Annotated in this window: 23 protein-coding genes; 12 read left to right on the plus strand and 11 right to left on the minus strand. The window is 63.5% G+C overall.

All coding sequences use genetic code 11. The annotated features are described in order from the left end of the window. Nucleotides 1–99: 99 nt before the first annotated feature. The 4 genes from BLU32_RS19135 to BLU32_RS19150 all read right to left on the minus strand — a co-directional run bounded on the left by BLU32_RS19135 (nucleotide 100) and on the right by BLU32_RS19150 (nucleotide 4,530). Nucleotides 100–1,638: a tripartite tricarboxylate transporter permease gene (locus tag BLU32_RS19135; RefSeq protein ID WP_093809605.1), complete on the minus strand. Its 1,539-nt coding sequence runs from the start codon at nucleotides 1,636–1,638 to the stop codon at nucleotides 100–102. A 3-nt stretch (nucleotides 1,639–1,641) separates the two neighbouring features. Further along, a complete protein-coding gene (locus BLU32_RS19140; protein ID WP_157727752.1) occupies nucleotides 1,642–2,154 on the minus strand; it encodes a tripartite tricarboxylate transporter TctB family protein in 513 nt (170 codons plus the stop codon). 92 nt (nucleotides 2,155–2,246) lie between these two features. After that, complete coding sequence (locus BLU32_RS19145) at nucleotides 2,247–3,227, minus strand: tripartite tricarboxylate transporter substrate binding protein (protein WP_093809609.1); 981 nt, start codon at nucleotides 3,225–3,227, stop codon at nucleotides 2,247–2,249. 220 nt (nucleotides 3,228–3,447) lie between these two features. Beyond that, a complete protein-coding gene (locus tag BLU32_RS19150) occupies nucleotides 3,448–4,530 on the minus strand; it encodes an ABC transporter substrate-binding protein (RefSeq protein WP_093809611.1) in 1,083 nt (360 codons plus the stop codon). Between the two features lie 143 nt (nucleotides 4,531–4,673). On the opposite strand from BLU32_RS19150, the gene BLU32_RS19155 reads away from it, so the two are divergent. Both BLU32_RS19155 and BLU32_RS19160 read left to right on the plus strand, forming a co-directional pair. Further along, nucleotides 4,674–5,339 (plus strand): response regulator transcription factor, encoded by a 666-nt coding sequence (locus tag BLU32_RS19155; RefSeq protein ID WP_093811342.1) that lies wholly within the window; start codon nucleotides 4,674–4,676, stop codon nucleotides 5,337–5,339. Between the two features lie 4 nt (nucleotides 5,340–5,343). Next, nucleotides 5,344–6,813, plus strand: coding sequence for a sensor histidine kinase (locus tag BLU32_RS19160; protein ID WP_172838596.1), 1,470 nt, complete (start codon nucleotides 5,344–5,346; stop codon nucleotides 6,811–6,813). Between the two features lie 19 nt (nucleotides 6,814–6,832). On the opposite strand, the gene BLU32_RS19165 is transcribed toward BLU32_RS19160, so the two are convergent. The 4 genes from BLU32_RS19165 to BLU32_RS19180 are packed head-to-tail and all read right to left on the minus strand — an operon-like array spanning nucleotide 6,833 to nucleotide 11,276. Further along, on the minus strand, nucleotides 6,833–7,648 hold the full coding sequence (locus BLU32_RS19165) for a citryl-CoA lyase (protein WP_093809615.1): 816 nt from the start codon (nucleotides 7,646–7,648) through the stop codon (nucleotides 6,833–6,835). Continuing rightward, nucleotides 7,645–8,841, minus strand: coding sequence for a CaiB/BaiF CoA-transferase family protein (locus BLU32_RS19170; protein WP_093809617.1), 1,197 nt, complete (start codon nucleotides 8,839–8,841; stop codon nucleotides 7,645–7,647). The genes BLU32_RS19165 and BLU32_RS19170 overlap by 4 nt, the downstream gene beginning before the upstream one ends. Before the next feature lie 48 nt (nucleotides 8,842–8,889). Then, the gene (glpD, locus tag BLU32_RS19175; protein WP_093809619.1) at nucleotides 8,890–10,446 is read right to left on the minus strand and encodes a glycerol-3-phosphate dehydrogenase; all 1,557 of its coding nucleotides are present in this window, start codon (nucleotides 10,444–10,446) and stop codon (nucleotides 8,890–8,892) included. Continuing rightward, on the minus strand, nucleotides 10,446–11,276 hold the full coding sequence (locus BLU32_RS19180; protein ID WP_093809621.1) for a DeoR/GlpR family DNA-binding transcription regulator: 831 nt from the start codon (nucleotides 11,274–11,276) through the stop codon (nucleotides 10,446–10,448). Before BLU32_RS19180 ends, glpD begins: the two co-directional genes overlap by 1 nt. 189 nt (nucleotides 11,277–11,465) lie before the next feature. Between BLU32_RS19180 and BLU32_RS19185 the strand changes: the two genes are divergently transcribed. The 7 genes from BLU32_RS19185 to BLU32_RS19215 all read left to right on the plus strand — a co-directional run bounded on the left by BLU32_RS19185 (nucleotide 11,466) and on the right by BLU32_RS19215 (nucleotide 18,038). Beyond that, nucleotides 11,466–13,202: an ABC transporter substrate-binding protein gene (locus tag BLU32_RS19185; RefSeq protein ID WP_093809623.1), complete on the plus strand. Its 1,737-nt coding sequence runs from the start codon at nucleotides 11,466–11,468 to the stop codon at nucleotides 13,200–13,202. Between the two features lie 153 nt (nucleotides 13,203–13,355). Continuing rightward, a complete protein-coding gene (locus BLU32_RS19190; RefSeq protein WP_093809625.1) occupies nucleotides 13,356–14,423 on the plus strand; it encodes an ABC transporter ATP-binding protein in 1,068 nt (355 codons plus the stop codon). 16 nt (nucleotides 14,424–14,439) lie between these two features. Further along, on the plus strand, nucleotides 14,440–15,519 hold the full coding sequence (locus BLU32_RS19195) for an ABC transporter ATP-binding protein (protein WP_093809627.1): 1,080 nt from the start codon (nucleotides 14,440–14,442) through the stop codon (nucleotides 15,517–15,519). 14 nt (nucleotides 15,520–15,533) lie between these two features. Continuing rightward, nucleotides 15,534–16,397 carry a carbohydrate ABC transporter permease gene (locus BLU32_RS19200; protein ID WP_093809629.1) on the plus strand — a complete coding sequence of 288 codons (864 nt, stop codon included), beginning with the start codon at nucleotides 15,534–15,536 and terminating at the stop codon, nucleotides 16,395–16,397. 13 nt (nucleotides 16,398–16,410) lie between these two features. Next, nucleotides 16,411–17,211 (plus strand): carbohydrate ABC transporter permease, encoded by an 801-nt coding sequence (locus tag BLU32_RS19205; protein WP_093809631.1) that lies wholly within the window; start codon nucleotides 16,411–16,413, stop codon nucleotides 17,209–17,211. Between the two features lie 26 nt (nucleotides 17,212–17,237). Continuing rightward, complete coding sequence (locus BLU32_RS19210) at nucleotides 17,238–17,552, plus strand: DUF2160 domain-containing protein (RefSeq protein WP_093809633.1); 315 nt, start codon at nucleotides 17,238–17,240, stop codon at nucleotides 17,550–17,552. 132 nt (nucleotides 17,553–17,684) lie between these two features. Further along, a complete protein-coding gene (locus BLU32_RS19215) occupies nucleotides 17,685–18,038 on the plus strand; it encodes a Rap1a/Tai family immunity protein (RefSeq protein ID WP_244501882.1) in 354 nt (117 codons plus the stop codon). A gap of 77 nt (nucleotides 18,039–18,115) precedes the next feature. On the opposite strand, the gene hemA is transcribed toward BLU32_RS19215, so the two are convergent. Next, nucleotides 18,116–19,336 (minus strand): 5-aminolevulinate synthase, encoded by a 1,221-nt coding sequence (gene hemA, locus BLU32_RS19220; protein WP_093809637.1) that lies wholly within the window; start codon nucleotides 19,334–19,336, stop codon nucleotides 18,116–18,118. 391 nt (nucleotides 19,337–19,727) lie between these two features. On the opposite strand from hemA, the gene trpS reads away from it, so the two are divergent. Then, nucleotides 19,728–20,804 carry a tryptophan--tRNA ligase gene (gene trpS, locus BLU32_RS19225; RefSeq protein WP_197673826.1) on the plus strand — a complete coding sequence of 359 codons (1,077 nt, stop codon included), beginning with the start codon at nucleotides 19,728–19,730 and terminating at the stop codon, nucleotides 20,802–20,804. Nucleotides 20,805–20,984: 180 nt separating this feature from the next. Then, entirely contained in the window at nucleotides 20,985–21,479 is a 495-nt protein-coding gene (locus BLU32_RS19230; RefSeq protein ID WP_093809639.1) for an MmcB family DNA repair protein, read from the plus strand. Between the two features lie 6 nt (nucleotides 21,480–21,485). Here BLU32_RS19230 and BLU32_RS19235 read toward each other — a convergent pair whose 3' ends face one another. Together BLU32_RS19235 and BLU32_RS19240 are read right to left on the minus strand one after the other, a co-directional pair. After that, complete coding sequence (locus BLU32_RS19235; RefSeq protein ID WP_093809641.1) at nucleotides 21,486–22,037, minus strand: ActR/PrrA/RegA family redox response regulator transcription factor; 552 nt, start codon at nucleotides 22,035–22,037, stop codon at nucleotides 21,486–21,488. Between the two features lie 38 nt (nucleotides 22,038–22,075). Then, nucleotides 22,076–23,503 carry an ActS/PrrB/RegB family redox-sensitive histidine kinase gene (locus BLU32_RS19240; protein ID WP_093809642.1) on the minus strand — a complete coding sequence of 476 codons (1,428 nt, stop codon included), beginning with the start codon at nucleotides 23,501–23,503 and terminating at the stop codon, nucleotides 22,076–22,078. A gap of 255 nt (nucleotides 23,504–23,758) precedes the next feature. Between BLU32_RS19240 and secB the strand changes: the two genes are divergently transcribed. Continuing rightward, nucleotides 23,759–24,250 (plus strand): protein-export chaperone SecB, encoded by a 492-nt coding sequence (secB, locus tag BLU32_RS19245; RefSeq protein ID WP_093809643.1) that lies wholly within the window; start codon nucleotides 23,759–23,761, stop codon nucleotides 24,248–24,250. Nucleotides 24,251–24,355 lie beyond the last annotated feature (105 nt).

Below are 24,355 nucleotides of genomic sequence, written 5' to 3' on the forward strand. Positions count from 1 at the left end.
CCGGGGTTTGGTTCCGGACGAGAGCGGGCCGGGAGAAGAAGGCGCACCCGCTTCCTGCGGGCGCGCCTTTCTGCTTTCGGAAGAGGGGCGCTATTCGGTTCAGCCGCCCTCGCCGGCTCCTTCCCGCCGCCGGGCCAGGGTGCGCGCGATGAGTGGCGAGACCATCGGAACGATCAGAACCAATATGGCGATCAGGAGGATCCAGAACGTCAGCGGACGGGTCCAGAGGAAGGCCCAGCTGTCGTTGTTGATGATCAGCGCCCTGCGCAGGTTCTCCTCCATCATCCCGCCGAGGATGAAGCCGAGAAGCATCGGCGCCATCGGCATGTCGAGCAGTCGCAGCACCAGCGCGCCCACGGCGAAGATCACCATCAGCTGGATGTCGAAGGTGTTGAAGGAGACGAAATAGACCCCGATCAGCGAGAAGAACAGGATCATCGGCACCAGCACCGTGTGCGGCAACGCCAGCACCCGCGCGATATAGGGGATCAGCGGCAGATTGAGGATCAGAAGGATGACGTTGCCGATGTACATGGAGATGATCACCGACCAGAACACCTCCGGGTTTTCCTCAAACAGCCGCGGGCCGGGCTGGATGCCATAGGAGAGCAGCGCGCCAAGCATGATCGCTGTCGTGCCCGATCCTGGAATGCCAAGCGTCAAAAGCGGCACGAAGGAGCCGGAGGAGGCGGCGTTGTTCGCCGTCTCGGGCGCAGCGAGCCCGCGCACAGAGCCTTTGCCGAAGAGCTTGCCCTTGATCGGGCCGGCGAGCCTTTGTTCCATGCCGTAGGCGAGGAAGGACGCGATCGTTGCGCCTGCGCCGGGCAGCACGCCGACGAGGAAGCCCAGCACCGACGAACGTCCGATCACAGGCACCATCTCCTTGACCTCCTCGCGGGAGAGCTTCATCGAGCCGAGATTGGCATTGGCGTCTTTCTCGCGAGCGGCCTCTTGCGCCGTGCGCGGTTTCAGCACCGACATCAGCGCCTCGGAGAGCGCGAAGGTCGCCATCGCAAGAAGCAGGAAGGAAATGCCGTCGATCAGATCGAGCATGCCGAAGGTGAAGCGCTGGATTCCCTGCGTCTCGTCGGTTCCGACTGTGGACAGCATCAGGCCGAAGATGGTCATCAAAAGCGCTTTTATGACGTTGCCACGTCCTGCAAAGGCAGCGACGGCGGTGAGACCCAGCACCATCAGTGCGAAATAGTCTGTCGACTGGAAGGCGAGCGAGACGACCGCGAGCGAGGGCGCCGCGATCAAAAGGAAGATCGCAGCGATGGTGCCGCCGGAGAAGGACGAGTAGGCGGCGATCGCCAGCGCCTTTCCGGCCTGGCCTTTCTTGGCCATGGGATAGCCGTCGAAGGCCGTTGCGACCGTGCCGGCGATCCCCGGCGCGTTGATTAGGATCGAGGAGGTCGACCCGCCGAAGACGGCGCCGTAGTAGACGCCGGCCATCAGGATGAGGCCGGTGGCGGGGTCGAACCCGTAGGTGATCGGGATCATCAGTGCGATGGCCGAAATCGGGCCGAGACCGGGCAGCATGCCGATGAAGGTGCCGGCAAAACAGCCGACCGCCACCATCAGGATGTTGAGGGGCGATATCGCGGTGTTGAAACCGGTGAGAATGCCGTCGAGCATGGATTATCTCCCTGTCCCGAGGAATCCTGGCAGTGGTGCGATGTAGACGTCCAGGAACTGGGTCATCAGCGTCCAGAAGAACACGACGACGCCGACCGAGGTCAGGGCGATCATCAGGTAGCGCCGCTCGCCGAGGACAAGCATGCTTCCCGACAAAAGGATGGTCGTCGAGACGAGGAAGCCCAGCGGACGCACGGTCAGCCCGTAAATCGTCATCAGGATGCACAAAGCCGCGACCTTGCCGAGTGGGAAGCTGCCGTCGCTAAACCGCCCGAGCACCTTTCGCATGGACGTGCGCCAGGCCGTGTCGGCCTCGCGCTCGGCCGGGCTCAGGGGCTTTAGCAGCAGCGCCAGCGAGAGAAGAATTCCCAGTACGGCGAGCGCTTCGGGGATCGTACGGGCGGTAAAGGCCTGATTGGTCTGGAAGGGCAGCAGCGGGATGCGAAAGCTCATCGCGCCATAGCCGAGAGAAAAGGCGAGCAGCAGAAGCGCGCCGATACGGTCGCGTGTTAACATCTCGGATGCACCGGTGGTTGGAATGTTGGAACGCAATATGCGCATGCACCAAGGGCGCGAACCGGGGTTCGCGCCCTTGGATCGTCAGGCGATCAAAGGAAGCCGAGTTCCTTCATGAGGCTTCCGATTTCCTTTTCCTGCTTTTCGAGGAAGGCCGAGAAATCCTCGCCCGGGTTGTAAATGTTCACCCAGCCGTTGCGTGCCCGGACGGTTTCCCACTCCTCGGTGTCATACATTTTCGTCAGCGCGGCGATGTAGGCCTGCTGCTTTTCCGTGCTCAGGCCTGGAGCACCGAAAAACCCGCGCCAATTGACAAACTCAACGTCATCGGCGCCCGCTTCCGCACAGGTCGGAACATCCGGAGCCGCGTCAAGTCGATCTGCGGCGGTCACGCAGAGGATGCGCACCTGATCCTGCTTCGCCAGCTCGATCGCTTCGCCGAAGCCGGTTGAGAGGGCCTGGATCTCACCGGAGAGAAGGCCGGCCATAGCCTTGCCGCCTGCGTCATAGGGAACGTATTTCACGTCGGTCGGGACTCCGCCCGCAGCCTTCATCACCATCGCGACGACGATATGGTCCATCCCGCCGGCCACGGAGCCGCCACCGATGGACACCTTGGTCGGATCGTCCTTGAAGGCACTGGCAAGCTGGCCAAAATCCTGAATGTCGCTGTCGGTGTTCACGACAAGCGCCGCATAGTCGCCGATGGTGCCGGCGATCGGCGTCAAATCGCGGAAGGACTGCGGAAAGACCTTTTGCAGCGACCGAATGACGATCGGCGTGGAATTCACCATGAGCGTGTCGTCGGCGCTATCGGAAATCTCGATGAGATGGGCGATTGCCTTGCCGCCGCCGCCGCCGGACATGTTCTCATAGGAGGCCTGGCCGACGATGCCGGCCTTGGTCAGTGCCTCGCCCGTCCCGCGCGCCGTGCCGTCCCAGCCGCCGCCGGCGCCGCCGGGAACCAGGAAGTGGATGGATTCGATGTCGGCAGCCTGCGTCGCGCTTGCGCCGAAAGCAAGGCCAAGGGCCGCAACCGCGGCAACGAGGCCGCGCCTGGTGGAAGTTGTCATGTGTTGTCCTCCCGTCATCGCTGGCGCGCCGGATGTCGGCCCGCTGATGGCGATGATGTCCTGTCATTGCGAGTGTGTCGCGCCGTGGCCGGGCTGGTTCCTCCCGTCCCGTCCGCGGCGCGTGCGCGATGCCGCAGCGGCAATCGCAAAGTGACCATGGCACATTTGTCTGACGCGAAGCTGTCGCTGCGGCGCAATAACATTTTTGCAGCGCACGCAACTACTGCATGCGCAAGGCGTGGTTCCAGCGATCGATCAGGCGCTGGCGCTTGACCTGATCGAGATACACCACGAGCGCCGGTCCAACGGGGATTGGCCGCAGCCGGGCCCCGTATAGGTCACGCATGCCGGTCGCGGTGTTCGGGCCGTCAAGATCCGGGTGAAGGGCGGGCAGGCCGACATCGCGCGACAGGATCGTTTGCCCGGCGCGCGACAGCAGGAAGTCGAGAAAGGCCGCCCCGAGATCGGGGGAGGACGCAGCGCGTGGCACGAGACCGATGCGCGACATCACCACCGTATAGTCTTCCGGCAGCACGATGCCGAGGTCGGGGGCCGTGCGTGCCCATGCGTTCGCATAGGATCCCAGGATGTTGTAGCCGAGCACGAAGCGGCCGTCGGCCACCCGCTCCACGATGGCGGAGGAGTTGGAATAGAGCTTCACGCCTGCCGCCCCAAGGGCGCTGAACAGGTCCCAGATCCCGCGATTGTGTTCGCCGTCGCGGGCGAGAAAAAACAGGCCGAGCCCCGCGCGTTCGACATCATATGTGCCGACGCGGCCATAGACCTGTGCTTCGTGTTCCTTGAGATAGCGTGCAAGGTCGACACGTGTGCGTGGCGGAGTGCGCAGCGCGAACGACGGCTTGTGGTAGAGGATGACCGCCGGTTCGAAGGTGACGCCATAGACCGAGTGGCGCCATTGTGCCCAGGTTGGGATTGCCTCGGCGGCGGGCAGGCGAACGGCTTGCGCATAGCCGTCATTGGCGAGTTTCACCTGAAGGTCCATTGCGGAGGAGAAGGCGAGATCGGCTGTTGTTTCGGCCCTGTCCGTTTCCGAGATGATGCGGGCGTAGATGTCCTGGGTCTGCATCTCATGGAAATCGATGCCGATCGACGGTCGCTCTGCCTGGAAGGCTGCGAGCAGTGGCAGCGCCATCTTTGAGTCGAGTGAGGAATAGATCGTGAGAACGCGCGCGTCGGGCGAGGGAGAAATCGGATCCAGACTGAGGGATGGACCGTCGGCGCCGGCCGCGGGGGGCACGGTCAGGCAAAACACCGCGAGCAGGAGCAAAAACCTTCCCAACATGGAAACGAGTATTGCTGCAGATGTCGCGGACATACAAGCACGCGGGCAAAATGCCGTGCCAGATGATTTGCCTGCAAGGATGCTGCTGCGGTTAAACTCGCCGCCGGCGTCTCGGGCGCTGCGGGCCGAAGCGGGGAGGCTGCGTGCGGATTCTGATTGTTGAAGACAACAAGACACTGGCGGACGGACTCGGCAGGATGCTGCGCGATGCCGGCTACGTGGTGGACGCGGTGCACGATCGCGAAGGCGCGGAGACCGCACTCGCGGCCGGCGGGTTCGATCTTGTCGTTCTCGACCTCTCCCTTCCCGACGGCGACGGCCTTGAGGTCCTGCGCGGCATCCGCGCGCAGGGGATTCCGACGGCGGTGCTTGTTCTGACCGCACGTGGCGCGCTGGACGAGCGCATTCGCGGGCTGGACTACGGTGCCGATGATTACATGACCAAACCGTTCGAGTTTCCTGAACTCGAGGCGCGCATTCGCGCCGTGCTGCGTCGTCACGCCGGCGCACGTGGCGGCCGGCTGGAGTGCGGTCCTCTGGTCTTCGATCTCGATGCACGCCAGGCGCTGGTGGATGGCGTGGCGCTCGACCTCACCGCGCGGGAGCTGAATGTTCTCCAGATCCTGATCGGACGCAGCGAGCGGGTGGTGTCCAAGCAGCACATCGCCGAGCGGCTGACGGCCTTCGATGCCGACCTGTCGGAAAACGCGGTCGAGCAATATGTGTCGCGCTTGCGCAAGCGCCTTGAGCCGCACGGCTTGCGCATTCGCACGGCCCGGGGGCTCGGCTATGCGCTCGAAACCGCCTGAGGTCATGGACTCCTTGCGGCGATTGCCGGGACGCCCGGCCCTGCGGTCCCTGTCGGCGCGGCTGCTGTTGTGGCTCCTTGTCCCCTTCAGCCTTCTGGCGGCCATCGGTCTCGTCGATACCTATCGCGAAGCGCGCGAAACGGCGAATGATGTGCTCGACCGGGTGCTGACGGGGTCGGCGCTGGCGATTGCCGAGAGGGTGGCGGTCAACCGCGATGGCGAGATCGAGGTCGATGTGCCCTATGTCGCTCTGGAGATGCTGACGAGTGCAGCCGAGGACCGGGTGTTTTATCGGGTGGAGGGGCCGCCGGGCACGTTCGTCACCGGCTACCGGCAGCTTCCGGTACCCCCTACCGGGGAGGCGCCGCAGGTGGCGCGCCAGCCGCGTTTCGCCGATGCGGTCTTTCGCGGGGATCCGATCCGTATGGTCATTCTCACCGGGGCGGCGTCCACGGGCAACCGGTCGGTCGGATACCGCGTCGCTGTTGCGGAGACGACAACGGCGCGCCGGGCCCTGGCCGAGGATATTCTCTTGCGATCCGCCGCGCGCCAGACCCTGTTGATCCTCATCGCCGCGACGATAGTGTTCTTTGGCGTGCGCCGCGCACTTCGACCGCTCGCGCGGCTGGAAGAGGCCATCGACAGGCGAACCCCGGACGACCTGCGCCCGATCCGTCATGCGGTTCCGCGCGAGGTGGACCGGCTGGTCGGGGCGATCAACGGGTTCATGGAACGGCTGGCGGGGGCGCTGGCTGCGCTGCGCCGGTTCACCGGCAATGCCTCGCACCAGATCCGTACACCGCTTGCCATCATTCGCACCCAGATCGAGCTTGCCCGCCGCGCGCGGGATCCGGAAGAAATGACGGCGGCACTCGATGTCGCTGACGCGGCCGTTGCCCAGAGCGAGCGAACCCTCGCGCAGCTCCTGCTGCTGGCGCGCGTCGACGAGGCCTCCGCCGACCGGCTGAGGCTGGAGGAGTTCGATCTTTGCAGGCTCGCCCGCACGGTGACGGCCGAATTGGAACCCGCTGCGGCGCGGGCCGGTCTCGACCTCGGCTTCGAAGTGACGCTTGCCGCGGACGGGAACGCGCGTCCGCTTGTGCGCGGCCAGCGGATGCTTTTTGCCGAACTCCTGCGCAATCTGATCGAGAACGCCATTGCCTATGCGGGGCGTGATCGCTCAGCGACGGTTCGGGTCGGGTGCGGTGGAGACGGGAAAGTCTATCTCGAGGTCGAGGACGACGGTCCGGGCATTTCGGTGCGGGACCGCTCCCGTGCGCTCAAGCGGTTCGAGCGCCTGACATCGGAAAACGGACCTCAGGGCGCCGGGTTGGGACTTGCGATTGTCGACGAGATCTCCCGGTTGATGGGCGCGCATGTCGAATTGACGCCGACGGACCCCGACGCGATGCCGGGCGCCGTGGGGTTGAGGGTCCGCATCCTGTTTTCCCCGGAAGACGTGCTTTTTCAATGATCGGTTTCGGCGACGAGGGTCAGGAGGTCCCGCTCGGGCCGTCGTAGGTCCAGCGGTGCCCGGGGGGCGTCGGCCCCTTGTTGCGTCCGCCCTGCTCCATCTGCTCCCAGGAATGTGCCAGAATGCCGACGGAGCGCGACAGGCAGAAAAACCCGCGCGCAAGCGGCGCCGGGCAGCCGAGTTCAGCGTAGATCACTGCGGTGGCGCCATCGATGTTCATCGGCACGGGCTTGCCTTTCTCGCAGGCAAGCGCCGCATCGATTTCCCGCCCGATGGCCGCGTATGTGCCTGCGACCGCGCCTTCGGCCGCTGCCTGGTCAACAAGCGCAAGCAGGCGGGGCGCGCGCGGGTCGACCGGTTTGTGGAAGCGGTGACCGAAGCCCGGGATGAACCGGCCGTGCGCCGCGCGAAAGGCGATGAGCCCGTCGCGCGTGGCCTCGTTGAGCGGGCTGCCTCCCTCGTGTCGCTCGGCGATGTCGCGATAGAGCGCGACCGCCTGTTCGCCCGCGCCGCCATGCACGTCGCCGAGCATGTTGACGCCCGTGGCAATCGCGTTGTTCAGACCGACACCGCAGGTCGCCGCCATGCGCGCGGCGGCAATTGAGGGCGCCTGCGGGCCGTGATCGACAGCTGCGACGAGGGCTGCCTCGAACAGTCGGGCGCGCGCGGCGTCGAGCGGTGTGCCCATCACCAGATGCCAGATCATCTGCGGAAAACTCAGCGCCCCGATCAGGTCCTCCACCGGGAGGCCGCGAAAGGCGATGCGCCCGGGCTCCATGTCGATGATCGACGTGCGCCACCAGTCGGCGACAGGGTCGGTGCTTCGGTCGTTCATATGGCGCCCTCCTGCTCTAGGGATCGAAGATCCTCGGCATCCAGTCCGAGCGCACCGTAAATGTCGTCGTTGTCGCGTCCAAGCACCGGTGGTGGCGTGTCCACCGAGGGCGCCGCGCCATTCACCTTGATGCCGGTGCGCACCGTCTTGATGGCGCGTCCGACGCCTGGGACATCGTCATGGTCTGCAATCATGCCGCGATCCGATACCTGTGGATGGTCGAGCGCGTCGGGCACGGAGAGAATTTCGCCAGAGGGAATACCCTTCGCGCTGAACAGCGCCACCCAGTCGGCCGCATCGCGAACGGACAGGCTCTTCTCGAGTTCAGCCTTGAGCGCGAAGCGGTTGGCCTTGCGCAATTCGCGCGTCGCATAGTCGGTATCGGCAAAAAGGTCGGGCCTCCCAAGCACCGCGCAAAGCGTTTCCCATTGTTCGTCCTTGTTGGCGGCTATGTTGAGTGCGCCGTCGCGGGCCTCGAAAGCGCCGGAAGGGGCCGAGGTGGTGTTTTCGTTGCCATGGGCTGCCGGCGCCTGCCCGGCGATCAGCCAGTTCGACACGACCCACCCCATGGTGGCAAGCGTCGCCTCCAGCATCGATACATCGAGAAAAACCGGCACTTCGCGGGGGCCTGCCAGGCTGGCCGAGATCGCGAAGGCCGCCGTCAGGCCGCCGATGGTGTCGGCGACCGGATAACCCACCCGCAAGGGTGCGCTGTCTTTGTCGCCCGTCACCGACATCACACCGGAAAGACCCTGGACGATCTGGTCGTAGGCCGGCATCTCGTGCATCGGCCCGTCCTGTCCAAAGCCGGAGATCGCGCAATAGACGAGGCGCGGGTTGAGGGACTTGAGCGTTTCAAAGCCGACGCCGAGGCGGTCCATCACACCGGGGCGGAAGTTTTCCACCACCACATCGGCGGTCGCGACGAGTTTTTTGAACAGCGCAACGCCGGCCTCGGATTTGAGGTTGAGCGTCACGCTCTTCTTGCCGGCATTCTGCGCAAGAAAGGAAACGCCCATATTAGCGGCATTGAGCGCCGGATCCGCGCCGAGCTGCCGGGCGAGGTCGCCCTTGCCCGGTCGCTCGATCTTGATCACCTCGGCTCCGAAATGCGCCAACTGATGGCAACAGAACGGACCCGAGAGCACATTCGTCAGATCCAGAACGCGGATGCCTTGAAGAGAGCCGGCCATGAAGTGCCTCGTGCCATGGTGCGACAAACGTCACCCGGCGCGAGGAGATCACGCCCGACGGGTGTCGCGGGAGGATGTTTCCCCGCTATAGCGGTCCCGCATCCATTGGCCAAGGGCATCGGCCTGGTCCTGCGACAGATGCAGTCCGAGTTTGGAGCGCCGCCACAGCACGTCCTCGGCACTGCGTGCCCATTCCTGATCCATCAGATAGGCAACTTCCCGCGCGTGGAGGTCGGCTCCGAAATTCCGTCCGAGATCATCGGGCGTCGTCGCGCCTTCGAGGATGGTGCGCGCGCGCGTGCCGTAGTTGCGCACCAGCCGATGCACAAGCTTCGGCGGGAGGGCCGGATAGGCGTCTTGCAGATCGCCGACGAGGGCCTCGAACCCGGTCGTGGGAAAGTCCCCGCCGGGCAGGGTGGCGCCTCGCGTCCAGGGCTTGCCGACGGCCCCCAGTACATTTTCCACCTGTTCCAGGACCGAAAGTGCGAGCCTGCGATAGGTGGTGATTTTGCCGCCGAAGATGTTCACCAGCGGTGCGTGCTCCGCGCCGCCTGCGCCCGTGTCGAGCTTGAGGACGTAATCGCGCGTCGCTTCCTGCGCCTTGGAGGCGCCGTCATCGAACAGGGGCCGTACGCCTGAATAGGTCCACACGACATCGTCGCGCTCGATCGGGACCTTGAAATATTCGCTCGCTGCCGCGGCCAGATAGAGGATCTCCTCTTCCGTTGCAGCGACATTCGCGGGATCGCCTTCGTAATCGCGGTCGGTGGTTCCGATCAGCGTGAAATCCTGTTCATAGGGTATGGCGAAGACGATGCGCCCGTCCGCGTTCTGGAAGATATAGGCGCGGTCGTGATCGAACAGTTTGCGCACGACGATGTGGCTGCCCTGCACGAGACGCACGTTGCGCGCATCGTTTCGCTTCAGCGCGCTTTCCAGAAGACGGTCGACCCAGGGGCCGGCGGCATTCACCATCAGCCGCGCGGTGACGTCGCGGGTTGCGTCCGTATCGGTGTCGCGCAGCGTTGCATGCCAGACCCCGCCCTCACGGCGTGCCGCCACGACCTGGGTGCGCGTGTTGATTTGCGCACCCCTGTCTGCGGCGTCGCGGGCATTGAGCGCCACCAGCCGGGCGTCGTCGACCCAGCAGTCGGAATATTCGAAGGCGGTCGAGAATCCGGGCTTCAACGGGTCGCCGGCCGGATCCTTGCGCAGATCGAGCGTGCGTGTGGCCGGCAAAAGCTTGCGGCCGCCCAGGTGGTCATAGAGAAACAGTCCGAGCCGAAGCAGCCAGCGCGGACGCAGACCCTTGGAGTGCGGCAGGACGAAGCGCAGCGGGCGGATGATATGCGGTGCGATGGACCACAGGAGCTCGCGCTCGCTCAACGCCTCGCGCACCAACCGGAACTCGTAGAATTCAAGATAGCGCAGACCGCCGTGGATGAGTTTGGTTGACCAGGACGAGGTGCCGCTGGCGAGGTCGTTCATCTCCGCAAGGCAGACGGAATACCCGCGCCCGGCGGCGTCCCGGGCGACGCCGCATCCGTTGATGCCTCCGCCGACGACCAGCAGGTCGTAGTCGGTGTGTTGCGCTTGCGACGCCATCACGCCCCTTCCTGTTCCTGGCCGGCGGAAATTCCGGGATTGAACGCGGAGGCGTTCGAGATCCCGTCGCCGGCAATTTCAATGCGCACGTCATGGTCGCGGCAGATTTTCACCACGCTGTCAGGCGGTGCGGTGTCCGTTACAAAGATGTCGATCTGCGACAGATGGGCGATGCGAACGGGCGCGCTGCGCGTGAACTTCATCGCGTCGGCGACAAGCAGCGTCTGGCGGGCGTGGCTGAGGATCTCCTTTGCAACCCGCACTTCCCGAAAGTCGTAGTCGAAGATGGTTCCGTCCGCATCGATTGCCGAAGCGCCGATGACCGCGTAGTCGACCTTGAACTGGCGGATGAAATCGACCGTCGCCTCGCCGACGATGCCGCCGTCGGACGAGCGCACCTGTCCGCCGGCTATGATCACCTCCACCTCGGGCGCCGATCGCAGGATGTTGGCGACATTGATGTTGTTGGTGATCGCCATGATGCCGTCGTGCTGGCGCAGGGCCCGGGCCACCTGTTCGGTCGTCGTGCCGATGTTCAGCATGATCGAGGCATTGTCGGGAATGAGGGCGGCGGCCCGCTTGCCGATGAGCTGCTTGGCGTCGGAGGCAAGCTGGCGGCGCGCGTCATACGCGTAGTTTGCGATCCCCGAGGGCAGAACCGCGCCGCCATGGACGCGCTGCAGCATGCCGCGTTCGCACAACTCGTTCAGATCCTTGCGGATCGTCTGGGGCGTCACGTCGAACTCATCCGCAAGACCGTCGACGTCGACCCGGCCGGAGCGGCGCGCTCGGTCCAGGATTTCGGACTGGCGGGGCGAAACCGGATCCATTCAGTTGCCTTTCGTTTTCTTTCGCATTGCAGCAAAGCCTTGCATGCAGCGGTTCTTATAAGGCATCAACCGACCAATTATGCCAAAATTTGAGCCCAGGACGCAAAAAATGGCAAGTGAGTTTTCGGGTTGACGTTCACTTTTTTTCGTTTGATAGTCAAGCCGCAGTTTCGCAAGGGAGGAAACCAAATGCGACACAAGATGCTGGCAGCTGTTGCTGCTGCCGCGCTTATCGCGGGTTCGGGGTCGGCGTTCGCCGGACCCGAGGAGGCGAAGAAGTGGATTGATAGCGAATTCCAGCCGTCGGCGCTGACGAAAGATCAGCAGATGGCGGAAATGGAATGGTTCATCAATGCGGCCAAGCCCTATGCTGGCCTCGAGATCAACGTGCTGTCGGAAGGCATTCCGACCCACGTCTACGAATCCAAGACGCTGGCTCAGGCGTTCGAGGAGATCACCGGTATCAAGGTCAACCATCAGATCCTCGGCGAAGGTGAAGTGGTGCAGGCCGTTCAGACGCAGATGCAGACCAACCGAAATCTGTATGATGCCTATGTGAACGATTCCGATCTCATCGGTACGCATTCACGCCTGCAGCAGGCCGTCAACCTGACGGACTGGATGGCAGGTGAGGGCAAGGATGTCACGTCGCCGACGCTCGACCTCGACGATTTCATGGGTCTCAGTTTCACGACCGGCCCGGATGGCGATCTGTACCAGTTGCCGGACCAGCAGTTTGCGAACCTCTACTGGTTCCGCAAGGACTGGTTCGAGCGTGAGGATCTGAAAACCGCCTTCAAGGAAAAGTACGGCTACGACCTCGGCGTGCCGGTTAACTGGTCGGCCTATGAGGATATCGCCGAATTCTTCTCCGAAGATGTCAAGGAGATCGACGGCGTGCGCGTCTACGGCCATATGGATTATGGCAAGCGCGCTCCCGATCTCGGCTGGCGCATGACCGATGCGTGGCTGTCCATGGCGGGCGCCGGCTCGACCGGGCTTCCCAACGGGCGCCCGATCGACGAATGGGGCATCCGCATGGAGGAAGGCTCGTGCAATCCCTCCGGCGCATCGGTTGCCCGCGGTGGCGCGACGAACGGTCCGGCCTCCGTCTATGCCATCCGCAAGTGGGATGAATGGCTGCGCAAATATGCGCCTCCGGGTGCCGCCGACTATGACTTCTACCAGTCGCTCCCGGCGCTCAGCCAGGGCAACGTGGCCCAGCAGATCTTCTGGTACACCGCGTTTCTCGCCGACATGGTCAAGCCGCAGTCGGAAGGCAACAACACCGTGGACGAGGATGGCATGCCGTTGTGGCGCGCCGCTCCGAGCCCGCACGGCCCCTACTGGCAGGAAGGCCAGAAGGTCGGCTATCAGGATGTCGGCTCTTGGACCATCTTGAAGTCCACGCCGGCCGAGCGTGCCAAGGCCGCATGGCTCTACGCACAGTTCGTCAGCTCCAAGACCGTCGACGTGAAGAAAAGCCACGTTGGTCTGACCTTTGCCCGCGACAGCACAGTGCGGCATGAGAGCTTTACCGAGCGTGCGCCGGCCCTTGGCGGTGTCGTCGAGTTCTACCGTTCGCCGGACCGCGAAATGTGGACCCCGACCGGCGTCAACGTGCCGGACTATCCCAAGCTGGCCCAGCTTTGGTGGCAGCAGATTGGCGACGTCAACTCCGGGGCCTTCACGCCGCAGGAAGCCATGGACCGTCTCGCTGGCGAGATGGACACCATCATGGCCCGCATGCAGCGTGCGGATGAGGCCAACAGCACCTACGGTGGCTGCGGTCCGCGTCTCAACGAGCCCAAGGATCCGTCCGAGTGGATTGGCAAGGGCGGCGCCAAGGCGAAGCTGGACAACGAAAAGCCGCAGGGCGAGACCGTCAATTACGACGACCTCGTGCAGCGCTGGGCCGAGAAGTGATCCCGGTCTGACGATCCGGCGGTCCGGGGCAAGCCCCGGACCGCCCTTCCGCGGCCGGTGATCCAGGCGCGACCCCGCCGAACGGGCGGATGCGGACTGCGGGCCGCGAACTTCCGGACACCCTCATTCGATCTATTGCTAGAGGCGGCAATCATGTCCCTTGAACTGAGGGGCGTCGGTCTGCGGGCAGGCGCCGATATTCATATCCATCCGACCGAGCTCGTCTTTGAGCCGGGAAGCTTCAACATCCTGCTCGGCACCACGCTTGCCGGCAAGACGACGATGATGAAGCTGATGGCCGGTCTGGAACGCCCGACCTCCGGCACGGTCTGGTTCGGCGGACGGGACGTGACCGGCGTGTCCGTGCGCCGACGCAACGTGTCGATGGTCTATCAGCAGTTCATCAATTACCCGAACATGAGCGTCTATGAGAACATCGCCTCGCCCCTGCGGGTGGCAAAGATCGACGAGGCGGAAGTCAAGCGGCGGGTCGGTACCATGGCCGAGTTGCTCAAGCTTTCGCCGATGCTGTCGCGCCGCCCTTCCGAGCTCTCCGGCGGGCAGCAGCAGCGAACGGCCATGGCCCGCGCCCTCGTCAAGGATGCGGACCTCGTGCTGCTCGATGAGCCGCTCGCCAATCTTGATTTCAAGTTGCGCGAGGAACTGCGGGACGAGTTGCCCCGCCTGTTCGCCGATCGTGACTGTATCGTCGTCTATGCCACCACCGAGCCTGTCGAGGCCTTGCTGTTCGGCGGGCAGACGGCATGCCTTTCTGAAGGCCGGGTGACGCAATTCGGACCGACCGCCGACGTCTATCGAAAACCGCGCGATCTGGTCAGCGCGCAGGTGTTTTCCGAACCGCCGATCAACATCGCGCCCGTGGTGAAGGCGGGTGACGTCTTCCGCTTCGGCGGAGCGAGCGAATTTCCCGCGTCCGGCCCCTTCGCTGCCCTGGCGGACGGAGAATATACGCTTGGTATCCGCCCGCATCACGTGGCGCCAACGCCGAACATCGACAATCCGGTTGCCGTCGACGGTCATGTGCTCGTCACGGAATTGTCGGGCTCGGAAAGCGTTATTCACTTCACAGTGCAGGGAGAGACCTGGGTCTCCCAGTCTCACGGCATTCATCCGTTTGAGGTCGGAACCGATCAACGGCTTTACGCCGACATGTCGAAGGCGCTGGTCTTCGACAGCGCCGGCCGTCGGATCGAGATCTGAGAAGGGACGCAAGGCAATGGCGAAAATCGTTCTCGACACGCTGCGGCATGCCTACATGCCCAATCCGACGCAGGACAGCGACTGGGCGCTGAAGCAGCTCGACCTGGAATGGGACGACGGCGGTGCCTATGCGCTGCTTGGTCCCTCGGGATGCGGCAAGACCACGCTGCTCTCAATCATTTCCGGCCTGTTGCGGCCGACCCACGGGCGGGTCTTTTTCGACGGCCAGGACGTAACCGACCTGACCCCGGAACAGCGCCACATCGCGCAGGTGTTCCAGTTCCCGGTCGTCTACGACACGATGACCGTCTACGACAATCTGGCGTTCCCGCTGCGCAATCGCGGTGTCGACGAGCGGCATGTGGACAAACGGGTCCGCGAGATCGCGGAGATGATCGATCTCACGCACACGCTGTCCAACCGTGCGGCCGGACTGACGGCGGATGGCAAGCAGAAGATCTCGCTCGGGCGCGGGCTGGTGCGCTCCGATGTCAACGCCATCATGTTCGACGAACCGCTGACGGTGATCGACCCGCATCTGAAATGGCAACTGCGCTCCAAGCTCAAGGAGCTGCATCAGCGTGTTCGCACCACGATGATCTATGTGACGCATGACCAGACCGAGGCGCTGACCTTTGCCGACAAGGTCGTGGTGATGAACGAGGGCGAGGTGGTGCAGATCGGCACGCCCGTCGATCTGTTCGAACGTCCCCAGCACACATTCGTCGGGCATTTCATTGGCTCGCCGGGGATGAATGTTCTCCCCTGCGAGGTGTCCGGGGGACGTGCCCATGTGGCTGGCGTTGCCCTGGAAACAGGCGGCAGCGGGGATCTGGGCGGTGCGGCCGGAAAACTGGAGGTGGGTGTGCGGCCCGAATTCGTGCGCTTTGCCGACGCGGGCGACGCGGGTGGATTGCCGGCGAAGGTCGTCAAGGTCAGCGACACCGGCCGCTTTCGCATCGTCGAGGCGCGTGCCGCCGATACGCGTATCAAGCTGCTTGTGCCGGAGGGCGGAGACATTCCGCAGGAGCAGGCGCATCTGCACTTCGATCCCGATCACACGGCCGTCTATCGCGACGGCTGGATCGTGGCCTGAGGCGGGGAAACGAGATGAACAAGACACACGACAACCGGGCCTGGTTTTTTGTTCTGCCTGTGGTGGCGCTGGTCGCTTTCAATGCGATCATCCCGCTGATGACCGTCGTCAACTACTCGGTCCAGGAAACCTTCGGCGACAACGTCTTCTTCTGGGCCGGGGTACTGTGGTTCGAGCAGGTGCTGCAGTCGGAGCGTTTCCATGATGCCCTGTTTCGCCAACTCGCCTTTACCTTCACGATCCTGCTGATCGAGGTGCCGCTTGGCGTTTTGATCGCGCTGACCATGCCGAAGAAGGGGCCTTGGGTCCCCGTCTGTCTCGTGCTGATGGCGCTGCCGCTGCTCATACCGTGGAACGTGGTGGGTGCGATGTGGAACATTTTCGCATTGCCGGATATCGGGCTTCTCGGGCGTAGCCTCAACGCGCTCGGCTTTGACTACAATTTCACCCGCCAGCCCGGCGATGCCTGGTTCACGCTGATCCTGATGGACGTCTGGCACTGGACATCGCTGGTCGTGCTTCTGGCCTATGCCGGTCTGGTCTCGATTCCCGATGCCTACTACCAGGCGGCCAAGATCGACGGCGCGAAGCCGATTGCCGTCTTTCGCTACATCCAGCTGCCGAAAATGAAGCGGGTACTGACCATCGCCGTGCTTCTGCGTTTCATGGACAGCTTCATGATCTACACCGAACTGTCGGTGCTCACCGGCGGGGGACCGGGCAATTCGACGACGCTCTTGTCCATCGACCTGGTGAAGATCGCCCTTGGCCAGTTCGATCTCGGACCGGCGGCGGCAATGTCGCTGATCTACTTCCTCATCATTCTGGCGCTCAGCTGGGTGTTCTACACCTTGATGATGCGCAACGAAAACCAGTGACGGAGCCAAAGCGATGACACGGACCAGCCGTTACGTCCCGGTGCTGTACATCCTGTTCCTGATGTTGCCGATCTACTGGCTCGTCAACATGTCGTTCAAGACGACCAACGAGATCCTTGGCGAATTCACGCTGTTCCCGCGCGAGTTCACGCTGGAAAACTACGTGACGATCTTCACCGATCCGACCTGGTACATGGGCTACGTCAACTCACTGAGCTATGTGCTGATCAACACGGTGATCTCGGTGCTTGTGGCGCTGCCGGCGGCCTATGCCTTCTCGCGCTATCGGTTTCTGGGCGACAAGCACCTCTTCTTCTGGCTGCTGACCAACCGGATGGCGCCGCCGGCGGTGTTTGCGCTGCCGTTCTTCCAGCTCTACTCCGCGGTCGGCCTGTTCGACACGCCGCTTGCCGTCGCGCTGGCGCACACGCTGTTCAACATTCCGCTCGCCGTGTGGATCCTTGAAGGCTTCATGTCAGGTGTGCCGAAGGAGCTCGACGAAACCGCCTATGTGGACGGCCATTCGTTCTGGTCGTTCTTCCTCAAGATCTTCGTGCCGACGATTGCCGCCGGCATCGGCGTCGCCGCCTTCTTCTGCTTCATGTTCTCCTGGGTGGAGCTGCTTCTGGCCAAGACGCTGACGTCGGTGGATGCCAAGCCGATCGCGGCGACCATGACTCGCACGGCGAGCACGTCCGGCTATGAACTGGGCCTTCTGGCGGCAGCGGGCACGTTGACCATCATTCCCGGCGCCTTCGTCATCTATTTCGTGCGCAATTACATCGCCAAGGGCTTCGCGCTCGGCCGCGTCTGACGCGTCATACAAGGGAGACACTCGTCATGGGTTTGAGCTGGATGGCATGGACGGGGCCGACCGCGGGCTTCTTCGTCTTCATCGGGATCTGCTTTGCGGTCATGTCGGTCTGGGAATTCGTCTCGCCGGGCGGGGGACCGCGTCACGGCATTCTCGGATTGGATACGACGCGCGGCGACCGTCTGTTCGTTTCGCTGCTTGGCAGCGCCTTCATATTTCTCGCCTGGTTGGGGTTTCTGGGGCCGTTCGTGCTGGGATTTCTGGGTCTCGCGGGGCCCATGCTCTTGATCCCGGTGATGATCGCCATCGTCTACGCGATCTGTGTTTTCCTCTGGGCGTGAGCCGTGAGGCGCCAGGGGCCTTTTCGGTGTGGACCTTGTCCGCGTGCACGACTCAGCCAAGGATTGCCGTGATGTAAACGGCAATCGGAGCTCGGAAGGATGTGGCGGAACCTGGGACTTCGGGTGACACTGATGCTTGTCGGCGCACTTGCCGGAACGGTGGGGTTTGCCGAAAATGCCAGAGCACAAGGCGCTGGATGGCAAAGTGGGGCACAGATTTCCAGGGTTTGTGCAACGGGACCGTCGGAGAACCCGGTCGCCGTCACCTTCTGTCTCGGGTATCTGCAGGGCGCGCTCGACGCTTTCCTGATCGGGCGGGCTTCCTGCGTTCCTGCCGGGACCGATGCCAATGGGCTGCGGGCCGCCGTACTTGCCCATGTGAAGAGACATCCGGAGCGCGCGCGCGGGCGCGGGCCCTCCTTCGTCTATGATGCCTTTCGGGCAGCCTGGCCGGAATGCGCGCATATGCCCGGTGTATCCCGCTAGCGATCCGGTCTGTCCAAACGAAAAATGCCGGCCCGTCGGACCGGCGTTTTTCAATTCAGGTCAAGGCGTTGGCAGCCTTACGCAACCGCGCGGCTCAGCGCGCATTGCGACCACAGGGATTCCAGCGCCCGCACCAGGTGCTCGATATCGGCATCTGTATGCAGCGGTGACGGCGTTATCCGCAGCCGTTCGGTGCCCTTGGGAACCGTCGGATAATTGATCGGCTGGATGTAGACGCCATAGGTGTCGAGCAGGATGTCGGAGAGCATCTTGCACTTTACCGGGTCCTTGACCATCACCGGAACGATGTGGCTGGGGTTTGGCAGATGTGGAATGCCGAGCGCGTCCAGCCGGCGGCGCAGGGTCGTGACACGGTTGCGCTGGCGCGTGCGAAGCGCTTCGCCTTCCGCCGATTTGAGGAACTGGATAGATGCGCGTGCGCCGGCGGCGAGGGACGGCGGAAGCGCAGTCGTGAAAATGAAACCGGAGGCAAAGGAGCGAACGAAATCGCAAAGCGCTTCGGAGGCGGCGATATAGCCGCCCATGACGCCGAACGCCTTGCCCAGCGTTCCCTCGATCACGGTCAGCCGATCCATCAGGCCCTCGCGTTCGGCGATGCCACCGCCGCGCGGACCGTAGAGACCGACACCGTGAACCTCGTCGAGGTAGGTCATGGCGCCATATTTGTCGGCAACGTCACAGATTTCCTCGATCGGGGCGATATCGCCATCCATCGAATAGACCGATTCGAAGGCCACGAGCTTCGGGCGCCCGGGCTCGATCTCTGCAAGCTGGCGCTCCAGGTCCGCGACGTCGTTGTGCTTCCAGATCCGCCGTTCCGCGCGCGAATAGCGAATGCCCTCGATCATCGAGGCATGGTTCAGCGCGTCCGACAACACGACGCAGCCGGGCATTCGCGATGCCAGGGTTCCCAGCGCCGCCCAGTTGGAAACATAACCGGAAGTGAAGAGCAGGGCGGCTTCCTTGCCGTGCAGGTCGGCAAGTTCCCGTTCGAGCAGAACGTGATAGTGACTGGTGCCCGAGATGTTGCGGGTGCCACCGGCGCCGGCGCCGCACCGCGTGATCGCCTCATGCATCGCGTCAGTCACAACCGGGCTTTGACCCATTCCCAGATAGTCGTTGGAACACCAGACGGAGACTTCATGCGTTCCGTCGCCTGTGTGGCGCGTTGCCCTGGGGAACTGTCCGGCATGCCGCTCCAGATCCGCGAACACGCGGTAGCGGCCTTCTTCGTGCAAACCTTCGATTTCGCTCCGAAAGAAGCTCTCGTAATTCATTCCGGCCTCCGGGACCTCGTGCTTCCGCCCTGACGGCATGAACCGTCGTGTCGTTGCGCGCGCCGTGCAGCCGCGACTTGGTTTCATTCCAATCTATATCGTAAAAAATGATGGATAGTGAATTGGGAATATACCGGAAGGGTCGAAACGACGCATCCCGTTGGTCGAAACCGTATCCGCAACCCGTCAGGCCGATGGTGTCCGGCGTCGGCGTGTTCGAGGATCACTGCATGGTTTGATGCGCCCTTTCCTCGATGACATGGCGATCTCCCTTGCCTCTTCCCGGTTGCTTCTTCATAAGTCCGCGCGGGGCGCAAGCCGCCTGCATGCGTCCCCGCCGGCACGTCTTGTCCCGGTGTCATCCCATAGGTCCAAACTGGGGGACTTTGATTTGACCAGCTTTTCGCCGCGCGTGTTTTCGGGCGTACAGCCTACCGGCAATCTTCACCTTGGCAACTATCTCGGTGCGATCTCGCGTTTTGTGCCGCTTCAGGACGAAATGCCGACCATCTATTGTGTGGTCGACCTGCATGCCATCACCGCGAAACATGATCCGGCAACCCTTGCGCAGACGACGCGCGAAGTGACGGCCGCCTATCTCGCGGCAGGGATCGATCCGGCCCGGGCGATCATCTTCAACCAAAGTCAGGTCAGGGAACACGCCGAGCTTGCCTGGATCTTCAATTGCATCGCGCGCATGGGCTGGCTCAGCCGGATGACGCAGTTCAAGGAGAAGGCGGGCAAGAACCGGGAAAACGCCTCCGTTGGCCTTTTTGCCTACCCCACCCTCATGGCCGCCGACATCCTGGCCTATCGGGCAACGCATGTTCCTGTGGGCGATGATCAAAAGCAGCACCTTGAGCTCACCCGGGACATCGCGCAGAAGTTCAACAACGACTTTGCGAAGCGCATCGCGGACCTGGGTCTTGGCGTGGCCAACCCGACGCCGAGCCCGGAGCTTCCGGACGAACTCTTTTTTCCGCTGACGGAGCCGATGATCGCAGGGCCTGCAACCCGTATCATGAGCTTGCGCGACGGCACCAAGAAGATGTCCAAGTCCGACCCTTCCGATCTGTCGCGCATCAATCTGCGCGACACGGCGGACGAGATCGCCAGGAAGATTCGCAAGGCAAAAACCGATCCCGAACCCTTGCCGAGCGAACCGGACGGTCTTGAGGAGCGCGCGGAGGCCGCAAACCTGGTCGGTATCTATGCCGCCCTCTCGGGGGGGACGCGCGAGACTGTGCTGGGCGACTATGGCGGACAGCCGTTCTCCGTGTTCAAGCCGGCGCTTGCCGATCTCGCCGTTGCGAAACTCGCACCGGTCGCAGACGAGATGAACCGTCTGCTGGCTGACACGGGCAGCATCGATGCCGTTCTCAAGGACGGGGCCGAGCGCGCCGGCGCCATTGCAGAGCCGGTCCTCAAGGACGTGCGCGCGATCTGCGGGTTTCTCGACTGTCGTTGAAATCGACACCGGCGTGCGGGTCGGGATCCCCTCCCGCACGCCGGCGTCCGGATGGCTGTTCGCCGCTGCTTGAAACATTCACACCTTAGATCCGCAGCGTCACACCGCTCTTGCCCGCGCCATGAAACGGCGGGTATGGTTCCGGTCTGAACAAAGCATGAACTTTATAGAGTGCCTGCCATGTCCGCAAATCGCATCAAACTCGACAGTCCGCTCGTCGACGGACGCCAGTCGGAGATGGCCTCCCGCGTCTGGCGGGGCGCGGCCAGGCTTCTGCGCGCGCAAGGGTTTGCCTGTGTCGGCGAGGTGACGCTGGCCTCCGGTCGTCGCGCCGACCTTGCGGCGCTCGGGCCCGGCGGGGAACTGTGGATCGTGGAAGTGAAGTCATCGCTTGCGGATCTGCGCGCCGACAGCAAGTGGCCGGAGTATCGCGCCTATTGCGACCGTTTCTTTTTTGCCAGCCATGCCGACGTCGGCATCGAACCGTTTCCGGCCGATGCGGGATTCATTCTCTCCGATGGCTTTGGCGCGGAAATCCTGAGGGAGGCACCGGAGCACAGGCTCGCTGCGGCCCGGCGCAAGGCCGTGACGCTGCGTATTGCCCATGCTGCGGCAAACCGGCTCCACGACGCGCTCGACCCGGACCTGCGGACGCTGTCGCTTGATATACTCTGAGCCGGCTCAGCGCGGCGCGCGTTTTGCCAAGATCCGCTGAAGCGTGCGACGGTGCATGTTGAGCCGGCGGGCTGTCTCCGAAACATTGCGTCCGCACAATTCATAGACGCGCTGGATATGTTCCCAGCGAACCCGGTCGGCCGACATCGGGTTTTCCGGCGGCGGCGCCTTGTCCTCGCCGGAAAATGTCAGCGCGGCGAGCACATCGTCGGCGTCGGCGGGTTTCGCCAGGTAGTCGACGGCACCGAGCTTGACCGCTGTTACGGCGGTCGCAATATTTCCGTATCCGGTGAGGATCACGATCCGCGCGTCCGGACGCCGTGCCCGCAAGGCTTCGACCACATCTAGCCCGCTGCCGTCTTCAAGGCGCATATCGACCACGGCGTAGTCGGGCGCGCGCTTGCGCACGCTGTCCAGCGCCTCTCGCACGCTGTCTGCGGTTTCGGTTTCGAAGCCACGCTTTTCCATGGCTCGCGCCAGCCGTTGCTGGAACGGGTGGTCGTCATCGACGATCAGGAGATGTCCGATGCCGGTTTCGGTACTGGGTTCGTCGCTCATTCTTGGCGCACCATCTTATTCGTTGCATCTATGGTTTGTTATATGGAGCTTTGCGGATTGGGCAATTGCGCGCCCGTTCCTGCAGCTGCGGCACTTTCGCCCGCGCCATCATGCCACGTAACGGCGCCTGCGCCACGCCCGCTCTGCACGGGACCGCGCGGCCAGGCAATGCGCACCACGGCGCCACGAAGCGGAGGCGGGCGGTTTCTCAGCCGTAAATCGGCTCCTGTGCGTTCCAGAAGCGTCTTGGCGATGAAGAAGCCGAGTCCGAGGCCTCCGCCGGTGTCGCCCTGGCCGGTTCGTTCATCGCGCGGGCCGCGGGCGGTCACGTAGGGCTCGCCCAGACGTGTAATGACGTGGGGTGCGAAGCCCGCACCGTCGTCGACGATCTCGATGGTGAGCTGTCGGGCGTCCCAGCGCGCGGTTATCGTCACGGCGCTCCGGGCAAAGTCGACCGCGTTCTCCAGGATGTTGCCGAGACCGTAATGGATCGCCGGATTGCGCATGCCCACGGGCTCGTCCCCCTCTCCCTGCATGTCGACCGCGATCTCGATGCCGAAGGCCCGGCACGGTTCGACAACCTCCTCCAGAAGATGGGAAAGCGGCTCGCCGCGAAAATGCTGGTCGCGGTCATCGGACAGCGACGAAAGTTTCGAGAGGATGTCGCGGCAACGCTCGGCCTGCGACAGGATCAATGCAAGATCATCGTGCAGGGTCTCCGGGAGCCCCCTGTCCTCTGGCGCGCCTTTTATGTCGTGCATCAGTTCCTTGGCCGTCAGATAGACGGTCGCCAGCGGCGTTCCCAGTTCGTGAGCCGCGGCGGCGGCCAGACCGTCGAGCGCCTGCAGGTGCTGTTCGCGTGCGAGCACGAGCTCGCTCGCCGAAAGGGCGTCGGAGAGCTGACGGGCTTCCTCGGCGACCCGGAAGGCATAGGCGCCCATGAAGGCGATCGAGCACATCAGCGCGACCCATACGCCTGTGGCATAGATCATGGGCAGCCGAAAAGTCTGGTCGTCCGGCCAGGGCAGCGGCAGGTGGACAAGCGCAAGTGTTGTTGCGATTGCGCCGGCATAAATGCCGAGCGCGACCGTCTTGCGTGACGAGAGGCCGGTGGCCGACACCATGACCGGCGCAAGCAGAAGAAAGGCAAACGGGTTCCCGAGGCCGCCGGTCAGATAGAGAAGACCGCCGACTTGGGTGAGGTCATACCCCAGTTGCAGCGCGGCCGACCGCTCCGACAGCCGGTGCGACTGTGGCGTGCGCACCTTCACATAGATGTTGAGCCATGCCGAGGCGATCACGAGGGCAAGGCAGGGAACGAGCGGAAGCGAATAACCGAGCCCGTAGTGGACGACCAGCAGGGCCGCGCTCTGGCCGGCAACGGCAAGCCAGCGCAGCCGGACGAGTGTGTCGAGCTTGAGGCGGCGGTGGGGCGAGCCGAGATCCGGGGTGTCGGTTTGAACCATGGGTGTTCCAGCGCAGGCGAGGGACGGCAGTTTGCAGCGGTTTTCGCTTGCCGGCGCACCTGCGTCAATCAAACCTTGTGCAGATCGTCCCCAGCATGCTAGCCACCCGGCGACGGATTTGCAGGTCCCGTCACGTGATCCGATGGACCTTGCGCGACGGAGTAGGCGCGACCGTGCCATTCTTGGCCTGGTCTGCCAAACGGCCGGACATCCGGATACGGTACGGATACGGCAAGACAAGACAGGACACCGACAATGACCGAGACGAACGACGCGGCCGCGGGCCAGGCAACCGAGGGTGACGCAGCGCCCGGCATGAGCATCGTTGCGCAGTACATCAAGGATCTCTCCTTCGAAAACCCCAACGCACCGGGATCGCTGCAGCCCAAGGAGCAGCCGAAGCTCGACATCAACGTCAATGTTTCGGCTCAGCCGATGGGCGAGGGGCAGTACGAGGTGGTGATGACGCTCACCGCCAATGCCAAGACGCCGGAGATGACCGTCTTCGCCATCGAATTGATCTACGCCGGCCTGTTCCGGGTCTCCGGCGTGCCGGAAGAGCACATTCATCCGTTCGTGCTGATCGAATGCCCGCGCATGCTCTTCCCCTTCGCGCGCAACATCCTGGCCGACGCATCGCGCAATGGCGGCTTCCCGCCGCTGATGCTCGATCCCATCGATTTTGCGGCGCTCTACCGGCAAAACATGGGGCAGGCAGGCGACGCTGCGGCCGCCAAGCCGAACTGAGGGATCCGGATCCCCCTTGGACGATCTCGTCCGGGTCAGGCCATGAAATCAAGAAAGCCGCGGATGGTTCCGCGGCTTTCTTCGTGTCGGGTCATCGCGTGCGCT

This window comes from Stappia sp. ES.058 (assembly GCF_900105595.1).
Taxonomy (GTDB): domain Bacteria; phylum Pseudomonadota; class Alphaproteobacteria; order Rhizobiales; family Stappiaceae; genus Stappia.